9 protein-coding genes are annotated in these 14,394 nt (G+C 50.1%); 5 read left to right on the top strand and 4 right to left on the bottom strand.

Annotation, left to right across the window (positions count from 1 at the left end; all coding sequences use genetic code 11):
- Positions 1-56: 56 nt before the first annotated feature.
- The gene (cysZ, locus tag L2731_RS00210) at positions 57-839 is read left to right on the top strand and encodes a sulfate transporter CysZ (RefSeq protein WP_249251263.1); all 783 of its coding nucleotides are present in this window, start codon (positions 57-59) and stop codon (positions 837-839) included.
- A 49-nt stretch (positions 840-888) separates the two neighbouring features.
- Here cysZ and L2731_RS00215 read toward each other — a convergent pair whose 3' ends face one another.
- Positions 889-2,085, bottom strand: coding sequence for an RDD family protein (locus L2731_RS00215; RefSeq protein ID WP_283164999.1), 1,197 nt, complete (start codon positions 2,083-2,085; stop codon positions 889-891).
- A 263-nt stretch (positions 2,086-2,348) separates the two neighbouring features.
- Between L2731_RS00215 and cysK the strand changes: the two genes are divergently transcribed.
- Positions 2,349-3,317, top strand: coding sequence for a cysteine synthase A (gene cysK, locus L2731_RS00220; protein ID WP_041509491.1), 969 nt, complete (start codon positions 2,349-2,351; stop codon positions 3,315-3,317).
- A 66-nt stretch (positions 3,318-3,383) separates the two neighbouring features.
- Here cysK and L2731_RS00225 read toward each other — a convergent pair whose 3' ends face one another.
- On the bottom strand, positions 3,384-4,040 hold the full coding sequence (locus L2731_RS00225; protein WP_249251265.1) for a TetR/AcrR family transcriptional regulator: 657 nt from the start codon (positions 4,038-4,040) through the stop codon (positions 3,384-3,386).
- A 254-nt stretch (positions 4,041-4,294) separates the two neighbouring features.
- On the opposite strand from L2731_RS00225, the gene L2731_RS00230 reads away from it, so the two are divergent.
- The gene (locus L2731_RS00230; RefSeq protein ID WP_249251266.1) at positions 4,295-5,362 is read left to right on the top strand and encodes a methyltransferase; all 1,068 of its coding nucleotides are present in this window, start codon (positions 4,295-4,297) and stop codon (positions 5,360-5,362) included.
- A gap of 1,084 nt (positions 5,363-6,446) precedes the next feature.
- Positions 6,447-9,146 carry a TonB-dependent receptor domain-containing protein gene (locus L2731_RS00235; protein WP_249251269.1) on the top strand — a complete coding sequence of 900 codons (2,700 nt, stop codon included), beginning with the start codon at positions 6,447-6,449 and terminating at the stop codon, positions 9,144-9,146.
- Positions 9,147-9,217: 71 nt separating this feature from the next.
- Here the strand turns inward: L2731_RS00235 and yfcC are convergent, their stop codons facing one another.
- Positions 9,218-10,747 (bottom strand): putative basic amino acid antiporter YfcC, encoded by a 1,530-nt coding sequence (yfcC, locus tag L2731_RS00240; protein ID WP_249251271.1) that lies wholly within the window; start codon positions 10,745-10,747, stop codon positions 9,218-9,220.
- A 379-nt stretch (positions 10,748-11,126) separates the two neighbouring features.
- Between yfcC and L2731_RS00245 the strand changes: the two genes are divergently transcribed.
- A complete protein-coding gene (locus L2731_RS00245; protein ID WP_041509486.1) occupies positions 11,127-12,041 on the top strand; it encodes a LysR substrate-binding domain-containing protein in 915 nt (304 codons plus the stop codon).
- A gap of 299 nt (positions 12,042-12,340) precedes the next feature.
- On the opposite strand, the gene focA is transcribed toward L2731_RS00245, so the two are convergent.
- Complete coding sequence (gene focA, locus L2731_RS00250) at positions 12,341-13,864, bottom strand: formate transporter FocA (protein ID WP_239851230.1); 1,524 nt, start codon at positions 13,862-13,864, stop codon at positions 12,341-12,343.
- Between the last annotated feature and the right edge of the window lie 530 nt (positions 13,865-14,394).

Below are 14,394 nucleotides of genomic sequence, written 5' to 3' on the forward strand. Positions count from 1 at the left end.
ACAGGGCTGACACACAATCGCCCTTAAGCAAGATCTAAGGATATTCAGATAAGACTATGAATCAACAAGCAAGCAAGGCAGCTAAGCCAGCAAAGAGTGGCGTGAACTATTTCCTCGACGGCTTTCGGCTGATCAAACAGCCGGGCCTGAGACGCTTCGTCTTCATCCCCCTCAGCGTCAACCTGGTGCTGTTTGCGGCGGTGATCTACTTCGCCATCGGTCAGCTGGAACAGGTGTTCCAATGGATCAATGGTCAGCTGCCCGATTATCTCAGCTGGCTCAACTTCCTGCTCTGGCCACTGGCGGTGTTGACCCTGTTGGTGGTGCTCTCCTTTGTCTTCAGTTCTGTGATGAACTGGATTGCGGCGCCCTTCAACGGGCTGCTGGCGGAGAAGGTGGAGCAATATCTCACCGGCAAAGACCTTAATACTGGCGGCACTATCGACCTGATTAAGGATCTGCCGCGCATCCTGGGGCGCGAATGGATAAAGCTTAAATATTATCTCCCCAGAGCCATACTGTTTCTTATCCTGTTTTGGGTACCCTTTATCGGCCAGACGGCGGCGCCAGTGCTCTGGTTCCTGTTTAGCGCCTGGATGATGGCGATTCAGTATTGTGACTATCCCTTCGACAACCACAAGGTGCCCTTTAATGATATGAAGTTTGCCCTCAATCAGACCAAGGGCAGCAGCTTTAGCTTCGGCGCCGCCGTGACCTTGTTTTCCATGATCCCCATCATCAACTTTATCGTGATGCCGGTCGCTATTTGCGGTGCCACCTCCATGTGGGTCGACAAATATCGCGACGCCTATCGCAACGCGCACATTGCCCCTGAATAAAGCTCACTTCAAAAAAAAGGCCTGCAATTGCAGGCCTTTTTCTTACGCATCAGGCGCCGCCATATACCTCAGGGGAGCGCTCCTCTGCCGGGATTTCTCTTGGCTTAGAGAGGTCAACAACGACCGTTTCTGAGATCTTATCCTGAATCGCCTGACGATTGGCATCCCAATAAATCTGTAAGAACCCCAACAGGCCGGTAGCGAAGCCGGCGCCGTAGCCGCCATAACGACCAAAGGCATCCCACAGGGAGATGCGCGAGGCATCAAGCGGCACCACCCGAATGTTAAGCAGCTTCTTACCTAAGGTCTGGCCATCGAACCAGGCGGTGAAAACGGTAAAGTAGAAGGCGGCCCAACCAAAGCCTAAACCGAGATCATTCAATATCCCCTTCGCCCACTCGAGTAGGCTGTAGGGCGAGGGCTTATCTTCCTCATCGAGTCTATCGGCATCGATAACCAGCGGCGTAATCTTATCGGCAATCTCCTGATGGTCTGGCTTTGTACCTGCTGCAGGCTCTTCGTTAGGCGCTGCGGCACTGGTGGCAAGGTTTGCCTCGGTAGACATACTAGGGTTAGACATACCAGGCTTGCTAACCGGCGTTATGTTCGGATAACCCTGAGTCAGACGCTGCATCAGCACCGCTTTTTCTTGGTCGGACAGCGACAACTCCGTGATTAATTGAGACACCAGCGCGACCTTTTCACTGTCACTTGCCTTTAAGGTATCGAGGGCGCCAAATAGTGTCGTTAACTTTTCATCGGCGCAGCCTGCCTCCTCACACAGGCTGAAAGATAAGATCTGCGGCATGATTTTCAGTGTCTCTAACGAGTCGGCCTGCAGCCCTGTGGTCTGAGCCGGTTTGCTCCCCGCATCCGCTTTATCACCTTCGCCGTAAGAGATGATATTGTCGCTGGTGACCCAGATAGTCATTAGCAACATGGCAAGATAGAGCCCCCACTTCAGCGCCTTACCCAGTTGGTGGCTGCGACGTTCAATGACCAAAGTTAAACCAACCAAGAGAATAAACAGCCCGCCGGCCTGCTCAGCCAGCACGCTGATCAACAAGGCATCGATTAACATGGCCAGACCACGCTTGAGCGGCGATGCCAGCGGGGTATAAAGCAGCTCAGGCGCAACATGAAAGGCGAAAGGGGTGACGATTGTTTTGGGATCTTTAGTTTTGGGCGCTCTGGTTTTAGGCGCGCTGGATTTAGGACTCGATGATCGATGCGCTGCGTTCGGCATATGAGTCGAATCCCCTGTCCTATCGTTTGTGCTACTCACTCATCTGCTCCCTGCGAATTATTCTGATTATTTGGGTTAGCGGGCTTAATACATTTCGCTAACTTATCAATAGGATCCTCATTAGGCCAGCCCCCTCAACGAGGTATTTATGATATAAGTGACTGCTTTTATAACTGAAAGGAATAAAGAATATGAAACTATCATTTCTAATGCGCTGAAACCACACTATGATTTAGCTGTATACATAAAGGAGCAAGTAATCCATGAGTAAAATTTTCGAAGACAATTCATATACCATAGGTAATACACCTCTTGTTCGCCTAAATCGCGTCAGCAAGGGAAATGTGCTCGCCAAGGTTGAGGCCCGTAACCCTAGCTTTAGTGTAAAGTGTCGTATCGGCGCGAATATGATTTGGGACGCCGAAAAGAAGGGCTTGCTCACTAAAGATAAAGAATTGATTGAGCCGACTTCAGGTAACACAGGTATTGCGCTGGCCTATGTCGCCGCGGCCCGTGGTTATAAGTTAACCCTAACCATGCCAAACACCATGAGTCTAGAGCGTCGCAAGCTGCTTAAGGCTCTGGGCGCAAACCTTGTCCTAACCGAAGGCGCTAAAGGCATGAAAGGTGCCATCGACAAGGCAGAGGAGCTGCGTCAATCTGCACCTGAGAAATACCTGATCTTGGGTCAATTCGACAACCCAGCTAACCCAGAGATCCACGAGAAGACCACGGGTCCAGAGATCTGGAATGACACAGACGGTGAAGTAGATGTTGTCGTTGCCGGCGTGGGCACAGGTGGTACCATCACAGGTGTTAGCCGTTACATCAAGCAAACCCAAGGTAAGGCGATCACCTCGGTAGCGGTTGAGCCAGCAGACTCGCCGGTCATCGGCCAGACCATGGCCGGTCAACCCGTGCAGCCTGGCCCACATAAGATCCAAGGTATCGGCGCTGGTTTCATCCCGGCTAACCTAGATCTCGAAGTGGTCGACCGTGTAGAAGCCGTGACCAACGAAGAAGCGATCGAGATGGCTCAGCGCCTGATGAAAGAGGAAGGTATCCTGGTGGGTATCTCTTCTGGTGCTGCCGTGGTTGCAGCAAACCGTATCGCCGAACTGCCAGAGTTTGAAGGCAAGAACATAGTGGTGATCCTGCCCTCTGCAGCAGAACGTTACCTCTCATCTGTACTCTTCCAAGGCCAATTTGGCGACGCGGAAAACGTACAGTAAGACTCGCCCTCATCCGGCGCGTTAACTGATTCAAGCCCCCGATAGTTTTGCTAGCTATTGGGGGGCTTATTTTATGGCGCGCAATATCTTATCGATACAGGCGCCCACCGTCTGCTTGAGAAAGTCACTATCTAGATTGCCACTAATCAGACTCTGATACTCCACCCAACGAATGAGCCCGAGTAGCTGATGGGCATCGGCATTGGCCGAGGATGATCCTAAGGCGGTAAAAAACTGCTCGATAGTCCTGATGAAGCCATTATCCAGCAGCTGAATGGCCTCGGCGAGCGCTGGATTTCGTAGCGCCTCTTCGTGAAACGCCAGCTCGAGAATGCGATCGTCTTTGTGACTCACCTGAGTCTGAATATGCTCACAGAGAAACTCGGTCAGATGTACTGCTATGTTATCGAGGGGCATCAACTCACTATCCGCCTTGAGCACCTCGAGCAACTGGAAACTCTTCCCCTCCAGAGTGTTATTCATCCACAGAGTCTTCTCGGCAAAATAGGTTAAGGCGTCGCTGATCAGATCTTTGATATCTTTAAAGTAATAGGTGGTCGAGGCCAGTGGTACCTGCGCCTCGGTTGCCACGGCGCGATGGCGTACGCCGCGCACCCCCTCCCTGATGATCAACCGCAGGGTCGCCTCTAAGATAGCCACGCGCCGGGCCTCACCATCGGCCCTGTGGGTGATACGTCCAACATAACTAAGAGGTTGCTGCATTTACCTATCCTTATCAATCCAAGCCGTCGGCGACTGAGCCACTTCATATTAACACCTGAGTAACACTTGACCTAGCCCGCAACCCTCACACTCAGCAGCACTGTGATCAATAACGCTTTGTATCGCCGTTAATTTCAGCTATCTCTTGTCAGATTTCGCGAGCCAGGTCGATAAATCGACATAGACTTGATGTACTCAACGGGGGATCCGGCTAGAGTGGATGGCATTTCACTCACTCAAGCGTCAGGACTCTGATGGACTTTTACCAATCGCCGAAAACAATTTCGGCATTTGATGCCAAATTCGAAGCACAGAAAATCGCATTCGCTCCCATAACCTTCCAGGTTGCCCGTTGTCTGTTGAAATTTGATCTCTTAGCGAAAATAGAATCCGAACCAGGCTTGAGCCGAGCCAGACTCTCTAACCTGGTTGAGCTGTCAGACTATGCAGTCGGCGTCCTGCTGGATATGGGCCTCAGCATGGGCCTCATCTGGCAAGCAGGGCAAGGTTATCATCTGGATAAGATAGGCCACTTCCTACTTCACGATGAGATGTCCAGAGTCAACCTCAACTTCAATCATGATGTTTGTTATCAAGGGATGTTCGAACTCGACAAGGCGCTAGAAAAAGGCGAAGCCAGTGGCTTGAAAGTATTTGGCGACTGGCAAACCATCTACCCCGGCCTAAGCCAATTGCCAGCAGCAGCTAAGCAGAGTTGGTTCGAGTTTGACCACTTCTATTCGGATCACGCCTTTGGCACTGTGCTACCGTTGATCTTTAAGACCCAACCAAAAACCTTGGTGGATATCGGCGGCAACACGGGGAAATGGGCACTGGCCTGTACCCAATACGATGCCGATGTCGAGGTCACCATCATGGATCTGCCCGGTCAGCTCAAGGTGGCTATAGAAAATGCCAAGGACAAGGGCTTAAGCGAACGTATCCATGGCTTTGAATGCGATCTATTAAAGGTTGATACGCCTTTCTATGAGGGTGGGGATCTCTACTGGATGAGCCAGTTCTTAGATTGCTTCTCCGAGACTCAGATTCTGGCCATATTAAAACTGGCTGCCGCCAATATGGCCCCCCATAGTGAGCTCTGCATCTTAGAGACCTTCTGGGACAGACAACCTTGCGAGGCTGGCGCCTATTGCGTTAACGCCACATCGCTCTACTTCACCGCCATGGCCAACGGCAATAGCCGCATGTACCATTCGAAAGATCTGCTAAAACTGATCTCCTCGGCAGGCCTCTATGTTGACGAAGATATCGATAACATAGGTTTAGGCCATACCTTACTTCGCTGTCGTCGCAAGCCGTAAAACATAAGCCGTAAGCCAACGCCTTAAAACACAAGCCTTAACACACAAGGCATGAGCAGTCGTTACAAGTGTTAGGGGTGAACTCAACGAGGATGAGCCCGAGGATGAACCAACCGGTAGACCAGCCTGCATCGGCAGGAGGTCTACCTATACTCCCTTATTCGCTTCTGACTTTCCCTATTCTTCTTACTCTCTTTAGCTTCTCTACTCTCTACTCTCTACTCTCTACTCTCTACTCTCTACTCTCTTAATTTTGCTTTAGTTCCAATACTGTCCAAACGGTTAAAGCTTAACGGATAGCTCTTAAACGAAAGTACTTAACCAAAAGAACATAACGGAAAAAATTTAACCGCAGGAGCTTAGCTTAAATGCTAAATCTATAAGCCGCTCCTAGGGCCAATCAGAAGCTAAGATTACGCTGCCATTCCTATGACCAGCCAAAGTAACACTGATTTAACAACCCCAGCTCTCAAGCTTAATCATAATGACGCATCATAGACGCCAAATAGGTCATAAATTAAGTGAAATGCCACACCTTTGTATTCGAAAGTCATTCCTCAACACTTAAGAATTAACATTAAGGCAACAATAGACCAGATAAAAAAAGAGGTGATTTTGCTCACAAACAAATCATTTCCACAATATTTTTCATATTTTTTGTATTTTTTTTGAATAACAATCAACACAAACAAAAAACAAATTAACGTAAACTTAAAAACACCAATAAAACACAACACCCCACAACTATTAACACCACAAAAACAATTCTGCACCAAAAACAACATCGAGGGGCGCTTTGAAATAACAGGCTTACATTTTAACCACTCGGCGACATTAGTTGTTTATTTTATGTTGCAAAAAGGATAATCATCTAAATGGATTGGCAAGCGTATCGGCTGTAGCCGCCTTGTTGCAGTTGTTATCTCTCTATGATTATATCGAGCACGAGGTAAAGATTTATCAATATAAGTAAATATTTGAAAAGTTTTTACTAAATAAAGATCGACACTTAGAGCGAATAAATATTCGGTCAGTCCAAGAGTGTTCAAATCAAAAATTAAAATAAGTCTCAGGGAGAAACACAATGCAGCCTAATTCTATATTGGCTAAAGCTGTTCGTTTCGCATTAATTGGTGGTGCCGCAACGGCAGCACTGAGTGCGCCAGCCGTTTATGCAGCAGATGAAGATAGCGTTGAACGTATTCAAGTAACAGGTTCACGTATTAAGCGTACCGATATGGAAACGGCTACACCTGTTACCGTCATGAGCGCTGAAGACATGGCCAAACAGGGCTTCACTAACATTCAAGATGCGTTAGAAAGCTTGACTTCAACCACCAGTGCGATGACTACCCAGTCTGTTCACGGTTTCACACCTGCCGCCTCTTCTATCAGCCTACGTGGTGCGGGTGCTAACCGTACACTGACACTGATCAATGGTAAGCGTCTGAACCAATATCCAAAGCCATCTGGTGGTACGGACAACTTCGTTGATACTGCTAACCTGCCTATGGAAGCCGTACAGCGTATCGAAGTACTGCAATCTGGTGGTTCTGCAATCTACGGTGCTGACGCTGTCGGCGGCGTGATCAACATCATCCTGAAGAAAGATTTCGAAGGTGTTGCACTTAAGTACCGTCACGGTGATACCACTAATGGCGGCGGCGGAAGCGACCGTATCGCGTTATCTCTAGGTGCTTCATCTGATCGCGGTAACGTATCGACTTTCATCGAGTTCACCGACAACGAGCAGCTAAAAGCGACTGACCGTGAAAACTTCGGTCTACATACAGATAAAGTGCCTTACAGCCCTCATTCAGCGTACAGCTCGTACGGCGCACGTATCGCATCTGTACAAAGAAAAGATGAAACTTTCCCTACAGGTCAACGCGTATTAACCCCTGAAGAGTGTACAGCCGGTGGATTCCTATGGACGGGTTCTACTTGTGGTTTCGACCGCTCTGAGTGGCGTGATCTACAACCTGAGAGTTCACGTTTCATCAGCTCAACCAACTTCAACTACGAGCTGTCTGATAACATTAGCTTCGTCGGTCGTCTAGATTTTGCCGAGGCGAAATCTACCACTAACATCGAGCCTATGGCGATCAATGACTACGACATTGCAGTCGCAGGCAACAGTGTCACCGTAAGTAATGGCGCTCTTAGCAAGACTTTCGACGACAAAACGACTGCCCTAGGCGGTGATTTTGCCAACGCAGAAGATGGCGAATACTACTATGTGCGTCGTCTACACGAGTTTGGTAACCGCGCAGGCGAAACCAAGACACGTAACTACTTCTTCACTGCAGGTCTTGAAGGCACACTGGCTGATGAGTACAGCTGGGATGCGTCAGTAAACTATGGCCGTACTAATGTTGATGTATTCCGTAGCGGCTACGCCACTGTTGGCGGCATGTTCAACTACATCACTGCCGGTGAAAACGGTAACTCTCTGCTGAAAAACATGAGCGCAGAAGACGTAGAATCTGTAGCCTACTCTCCATTTGAGAAAGCTCAATCTACTCAGAAGAACGTACAGGCTAACATTTCTGGTATGGCGTTCGAGATGCCAGCTGGCGATGCTCAATTTGCATTCGGTGCCGAGTACACAGAGCAAGACTATGAAACCAACACTGACTCGGAGTCTAAGAAAGGTGCCATCCTGACCACAGGTGGTTCTTCAGGTGCCGGTGAGCGTTCTTACTGGGCAACTTATGCCGAAATCAGCCTACCAGTACTTGATGTATTGACCGTTGATGCGGCAGTACGTTATGACCGCTACGATGATTTCGGTGGCAACCTGTCTCCGCAGCTAACCATTGAATACCGTCCATTGGATGAGTTGTTGGTTCGTGGTTCTATCAGCTCAGTATTCCGTGCGCCAGACATGCACCGCGTATATGGTGACTCAACTAAAGGCTTCTCTACTGTTATCGACTTCAAGCAGTGTCAAGCTTTAGGCGGTGTACCAGGTCAAGGTTACGACAACGATCCTGCGCTAAATGAGGTTTGTAAAGAACTTCACGTAGACACCACAACAGGTGCTAACAAAGATCTAGAAGCCGAAACCGGTTACACGGCTAACATTGGTGCAGTATGGGGCGGTGATTCACTCAACGCGTCGTTCGACCTTTGGGAGTGGAAACTGGATGACATGGTTAGCGACATCAGCGCTAGCAAGGCTGCACGTGAGTACGAACAGTATGAAGACATGCTGACTCGAGATGCATCTGGAAAGATCACTCATGTTAACGCCGTTGCGCAGAACCTGGCATTCCAGAAAGTGCGTGGTTTAGATATCACGGCCGGCTACGGCTGGGATCTAGACAACTATGGTGAGCTGAAGCTTAACTTCAACGGTACCTACATCCTGTTGTCTGAGTATCAACTTACGCCAACAGATCCTGTTGAAGATGATATCGACAACGGTGGTCTGCCACAGTACCGCGCTAACCTAGTACTGGGTTACTATATCGATGACTTCGAAGCGACCTTAGGCGCATACCACACTGCGCGTATGCACGGTATGCAGTACAAGTCATTCAAAGCATCTGGTGGCGAAGACTTCGACGAAAGTGCACACGAAGTAGCATCACAGACTAAGTGGAACCTGACTGCAGGTTACAACTTCACAGATGCTATCAAGGTGAAAGCTGGCGTAGTTAACCTGTTCGACGCAGGTCCTAACTTCGACCCAACAGCAACTTCTTGGCCTCATTACCAGCGTTCAGTGTACAACGCACGCGGTCGTGAGTGGTTCCTAGAAGGTGAAGTGAAGTTCTAATTTCACTGAACTTTAACGAAAAAACGGCATCCTAGGATGCCGTTTTTTATTGCCTAAATGAAAGTGCATTCTTAAACGAAACCAAAGTAGTGAGCGGCGACCACCACAATGCTCGACACCAAAAACAGCGCCAACATGAAACGCCAGATAAACTTGACCCAAATGCCCCAGTCGACCCGGCATACGCCTAAAGTCGCCATCAGAGATGCCGATGTCGGCACCAGCACATTGGTAAAGCCGTCGCCCAGCTGAAAAGCCAACACGGCCACCTGACGCGATACCCCAACGATGTCGGCAAGGGGCGCCATCAAGGGCATGGTCAATGCCGCCTGACCCGAGCCCGAGGTGACAAAGAAATTAAACACAGATTGAAACAGCAACATAAACCAGGCCGAGGCGACTGCGGGGAGCTGACCAATCAGGCTGCCGGCGCCATTGAGTAAGGTATTTAATACACTTGGCTCATCTGGCTTACCACCACCCAAAAGCAGCAAGATCCCCGAGGCACAACCGACCAGCAAGGCTGGCTCCAACATGGTGCCCGCTCCCTGCTTAAAACTACTGGCCATGCCATTAAGCGTCATGCCATTTAACCTGAAGATCACCGCAATCATCCCTACGACAATCCCCATGGCAAAGAACTGACTGGCGATCTCGGGAATGAACCAGGCCTGAGTGACAACGCCCCAGATAACCCAAACGACCGTCAGCAAGATGGTGAGCAGTACCAGACTGTCACCAAGGTTAAAGCGACTCTTTAACTCGCTCGAATTATGATGCTCACGGAAATATCTGTCCGACTCAAAGCAGAGCGAGCTTTGCGGATCCGCTTGGATCTTCGCGCCGTAGCGCATGGTAAAGACCACCCCCATCAGGGTAAACCCAGCCCACATGAGTCCCCTTACACCGGCGCCTGAGAGTACGGGAATGCCGGCAATCCCCTGAGCTATTGCCACGCTGAAGGGGTTCATCCAAGAACTGGCAAAGCCCACCTGAGTCGCCACATAGGTCACCATCACAGTGGTGATGCCATCGAAGCCCAAACGTATCATTAAGGGGCAGATGATGATGGCAAAGGCGATCGCCTCCTCCCCCATACCAAACACGGCGCCGCCGAGGGAGAAGAGAATAAAGAGCACGGGAATGAAGAGACGCTCGTTGCCCTTGGTCTTGTCGATCAAGCGTATAATGCCGTTATCTATGGTGCCGGTTTCCATCACTATGCCGAAGGCGCCACCGATCACCAGCATAAACATGATAACCCCGATGGCAGTGCCCCACTTGGATCCCGAGGTTAAACCTTCGAAGGCAAAATTGAAGAAGCCTATGCCCCCGCCCCCTTCAAACAGGGCTACTGGCTGTTTAAGCTGCTCTCCCGCCTCATCCAGACTGTAACGAAAGGAGTTAGTGTCGACCACACTACGCGTTTTTTCGACGCCATCGGCGAGATAATGGATCTCCTGGGTCTCGAAGGAGCCTACCGGCACCAGATAGGTCAACAACATGGCTGCCAAGGCCACAAAGAAGATGATCACTAAGGTGTCGGGTAAAGGGATTTTATTTTGCGGGTTTGCCGCCGAGGAAGGCGCTTGATTTGCCATTGTTTTTCCATGGTTATTCTTGGAATCTAAGTTATTGCCCGCCAATATAAACCAATTCCCCCTCTGCTGCACAGGAATCACCCGTTGGGCACTGAACCAATCAAGCGCAAAGCTGCCGGCTCGGATCGCCTAAACTGGAATGGCCTAAACTGGGAGCGCCCAAACAAAGCCACCTGCTCGATTGGGCTCACATGTAGCCAAGAAATGTCATGGTGCGCACAAGACACGCTTAAAGAGTGAGGCATGTCGAGTAACTCAGATAAAATCAACGCGTTACTTGTGAAAGCCTTCAGGCGCTCATACAATCAATATCACGCAAGCATCAATTTTATTGATAGTTTTCTTTATTGGTTAATTCAGTTAGGACGCCACAAGGTCAATGAAGTACTCCCTAAAACAAATCATGGTGTTCGATGCCGTAGCCAGCCTGGAAAGTGTGAGTGCGGCGGCGCGCAAATTGTCGATGACACAGTCAGCAGTCAGCATGTCCCTTGGGCAGCTAGAAAATCTACTCGGCCGCCCCCTCTTTATCAGGCAGGGTAATCGCCTCACCCTGAGTCACTGGGGAAACTGGTTACGCCCAAGAGCAAGACGTCTGCTACAAGATGCACAACAAATAGAATTAGGCCTTCACGAACAACACCTTATAAGCGGTCGTTTTCGTTTATGCTCCAGTCAGACCGCCGCCGAGCATCTGCTCCCCGAGCTTATCAGTAAAATCGATACCGATTTTCCTGAACTTAGGATCGAGCTCACAGTGGAAAATACCGAGAACGTGGTCGAGGGCCTGCTTAATTACGAATATGACTTTGGCATCATAGAGGGGCGCAACGACGACAGCCGTCTGTATCAGGAGCAATGGTTAGACGACCATCTGGTGGTAGTCGCCTCGCCTCATCACCCTTATGCCAAGCAGACCAATATCAGCCTGGCGCAGTTAGAGCAGGCAAGATGGGTGCTGCGCGAGCAAGGCGCCGGGACCCGCCGCATCTTCGAGGGGGCGATCCACGGTGTCATCGAAAAGCTCAACGTATGGAAAGAGTATGAGCATGTCTCGCTGCTCAAGGCCCTGGTGAAAAATGGCCCCTACCTCAGCAGCCTGCCTTTTCTGGATGTGGAGAAAGAGGTGGCCGCCGGCGAGTTGGTTATCCTGCCGACGCCACAACTTAATATGCAGAGACACCTCTCTTTTGTGTGGCGCTGCGATTCGGGCGAAAACCCGCTGCGAGACTGTGTGATCACCGAGGCCAGACGTCTCAGCAAGCATCGTCAGCACGCCAAGACCAGCCGATAAGCAGGCTTAGCTGACAGTACAAACCGCAAGAAAGGGGCAAATGCCCCTTTCTACTTTCGCCGATTGACATCAACACGGCTTATAATACCAATCGTAGTAAATAATTAATCATTCTAGTTTGTTAAAACGCTCGATAACTGTATTAGTATTTTTAATTGCAGAATAACTACTTATCTAAAAATCCTGCTTTGTTCTCAAGCGTTTTTCCTGCGCTATTTCTGATCACATATTTACTGTGATTGGTATAAAGTCACGCAGGCCCTTTATTCATATCTTTGCCGAGTTTCATCTGCGACGACTTAGCCATACACAGCACACACTTTGGTCACTATGGCCTCACGGGTGATCACGCCCACTAGCTTGCCTTCACTGACCACAGGGAAGCAGCTCGGCTTGCTGGCGCTGGCGTGACGGAGCCGCTCCTCATAGCTGGCATAGGTGTTGCCGGTCAGCACGCCCATGTCGTTCACCGGAAACAACTTGTCACGATCCACCACCATTACCTCGATCAGATCGGCCACCGCATCATCAGGGGTTACCGTCAGCACCCGGGTTTGCATCAGGTCGGCCACCTTGTAGCCTATGCCACGGACAAACTCTTCTGACCAGAGACTACGCAGCAGGTCTTGCTGAGAAACAAACCCCAGCAGGCGTTGCTGAGCATCGACCACAGGCGCGCCGCGCAGCTGCGCCTGGTTGAGCTGCTTGAGTCCCTCGTACACGGATAGATCGGGGGTTAGGGTAAAAGGAGTCTGCTCCATCAGGGCGCTGACATTGAGTTTTTGAATCGATTTAGGCATTTGGGTCTCTCCCCTGCAAACTTTACTAGATAAAATTGAAATGGTATTGGCAGCGTTATCGCTGTAGCTATTCTGTTCATTGCCCTGCTGGTCACGGCTCAATACTGGCTCCAGATGTACCGCCCTCAGTGGCACTTTTTCTGGTACGACGCGAGCCTTGCCTGCATCTATCCACCAGTAGCCCAGGCCCACCACTATGCCGCCGCCGACGATATTGCCCGCAGTGACAGGAATGAGGTTATTGGCCAAAAAGTGAAGCAGAGTCAGGTCATTAAATTGCTGAGCGGTAAACCCTGGGATCTGATACCAGTCCCAGATGGCCAGCTGCTTAATGGCGATCCCCAGTGGCACCATAAAGAGGTTGGCTATGCTGTGCTCGAAGCCGCTGCTGACAAACATCGCCACGGGTAGCATCAATAAAATGGCCTTGGTGAGCGCCTCCTTGCTGGCAAAGGTCATCCAAACCCCTAAGCAAACCAGCATGTTACATAAGATACCCAAGGTGAAGGCCTGGCCCCAGGAGTGGTGCAGCTTATGTTGTGCGACCTTCAGGGCATTGAGCCCCCACAAGCCGCCGTCCAACAGATACATCTTGGCACTGAGGATCAATGCCAGCATGATCATGGCGCCGCAGAAGTTACCCAAATAGACACGTCCCCAACAGACCAGCAGCTGCCGCGTGCTCACGCGTTTCTGCGCCCAGGCAACGCTGCTCAGTACGCTACTGGTAAAGAGCTCGCCTCCGCAGATGACCACCAACATCAGCCCCAGACTAAAGGCCAGGCCGCCAACCAGGCGCACCATGCCCCAATCGCCCGATGCGCCAGTGGTGACGGTGAGATAAAAAACGAAGGCGAGTGCGATAAAGGCGCCAGCAAACATCGCCTGGCCGATAGACTGCATCGCCTGCTTAGTCACCTTCTCCTGACCGTAAACCGCGGCGCGCTGGCATAGGCTAGTCTCGGCCAAAGGCGCTGGCTGGCTCTGCCTGGTGGCAAGTGGCACTAGATTAGGTATCGTCATGACGTGTCCTTCTCCAGCCAAGCGTAAAACAGGGGGGAAATTTCATTAACATCATCTCCGCAAGTGCCATCTACCTAAAGACGGCTATTGATTAATAAATTTTTTTACAAAGAGTTAGCTTGTTGCCTCGCTCTCTTATGCCGAGATTAGCCACTAAAAAGGCGAAATAAAATTTGATATTAATGAATGAGACAATCAGTAAATTTGATAGCTGAATATCGAGGTGACGAGCTTGTTAAGCCGATAACAACTCACCTTAAAACCGCTTTAATACAGAGGCTTACATAAAAACAATTGTTAACGACATGAAAACCTATGAATGCGGCGTTGAGGCGCGAAGGCGCCTAGCTTGCTTTAGCAAACTGGCAACTGACCACCTATTGCCTAAGCTATAAGGCAAGTTGATTAACATCCCTAGCCAATTTTTTCCCAAGGCAAACTGGCGAGATAGCAAAAGGCTAAGGCGGACATTCGCGCCCCTTGGCGAGACCCTGGTCACAATGAACAGCCCTTTTGCGAGCCGTGACCCA

This window comes from Shewanella aquimarina (assembly GCF_023349185.1).
GTDB lineage: Bacteria > Pseudomonadota > Gammaproteobacteria > Enterobacterales > Shewanellaceae > Shewanella > Shewanella aquimarina.

What these genes read in the sequence shown, in the direction of transcription:
- cysZ (WP_249251263.1), top strand. Translation starts at nt 57, where the DNA reads ATGAATCAACAAGCAAGCAAGGCAGCTAAGCCAGCAAAGAGTGGCGTG.
- L2731_RS00215 (WP_283164999.1), bottom strand. Translation starts at nt 2,085, where the DNA reads ATGCCGAACGCAGCGCATCGATCATCGAGTCCTAAATCCAGCGCGCCT.
- cysK (WP_041509491.1), top strand. Translation starts at nt 2,349, where the DNA reads ATGAGTAAAATTTTCGAAGACAATTCATATACCATAGGTAATACACCT.
- L2731_RS00225 (WP_249251265.1), bottom strand. Translation starts at nt 4,040, where the DNA reads ATGCAGCAACCTCTTAGTTATGTTGGACGTATCACCCACAGGGCCGAT.
- L2731_RS00230 (WP_249251266.1), top strand. Translation starts at nt 4,295, where the DNA reads ATGGACTTTTACCAATCGCCGAAAACAATTTCGGCATTTGATGCCAAA.
- L2731_RS00235 (WP_249251269.1), top strand. Translation starts at nt 6,447, where the DNA reads ATGCAGCCTAATTCTATATTGGCTAAAGCTGTTCGTTTCGCATTAATT.
- yfcC (WP_249251271.1), bottom strand. Translation starts at nt 10,747, where the DNA reads ATGGCAAATCAAGCGCCTTCCTCGGCGGCAAACCCGCAAAATAAAATC.
- L2731_RS00245 (WP_041509486.1), top strand. Translation starts at nt 11,127, where the DNA reads ATGAAGTACTCCCTAAAACAAATCATGGTGTTCGATGCCGTAGCCAGC.
- focA (WP_239851230.1), bottom strand. Translation starts at nt 13,864, where the DNA reads ATGACGATACCTAATCTAGTGCCACTTGCCACCAGGCAGAGCCAGCCA.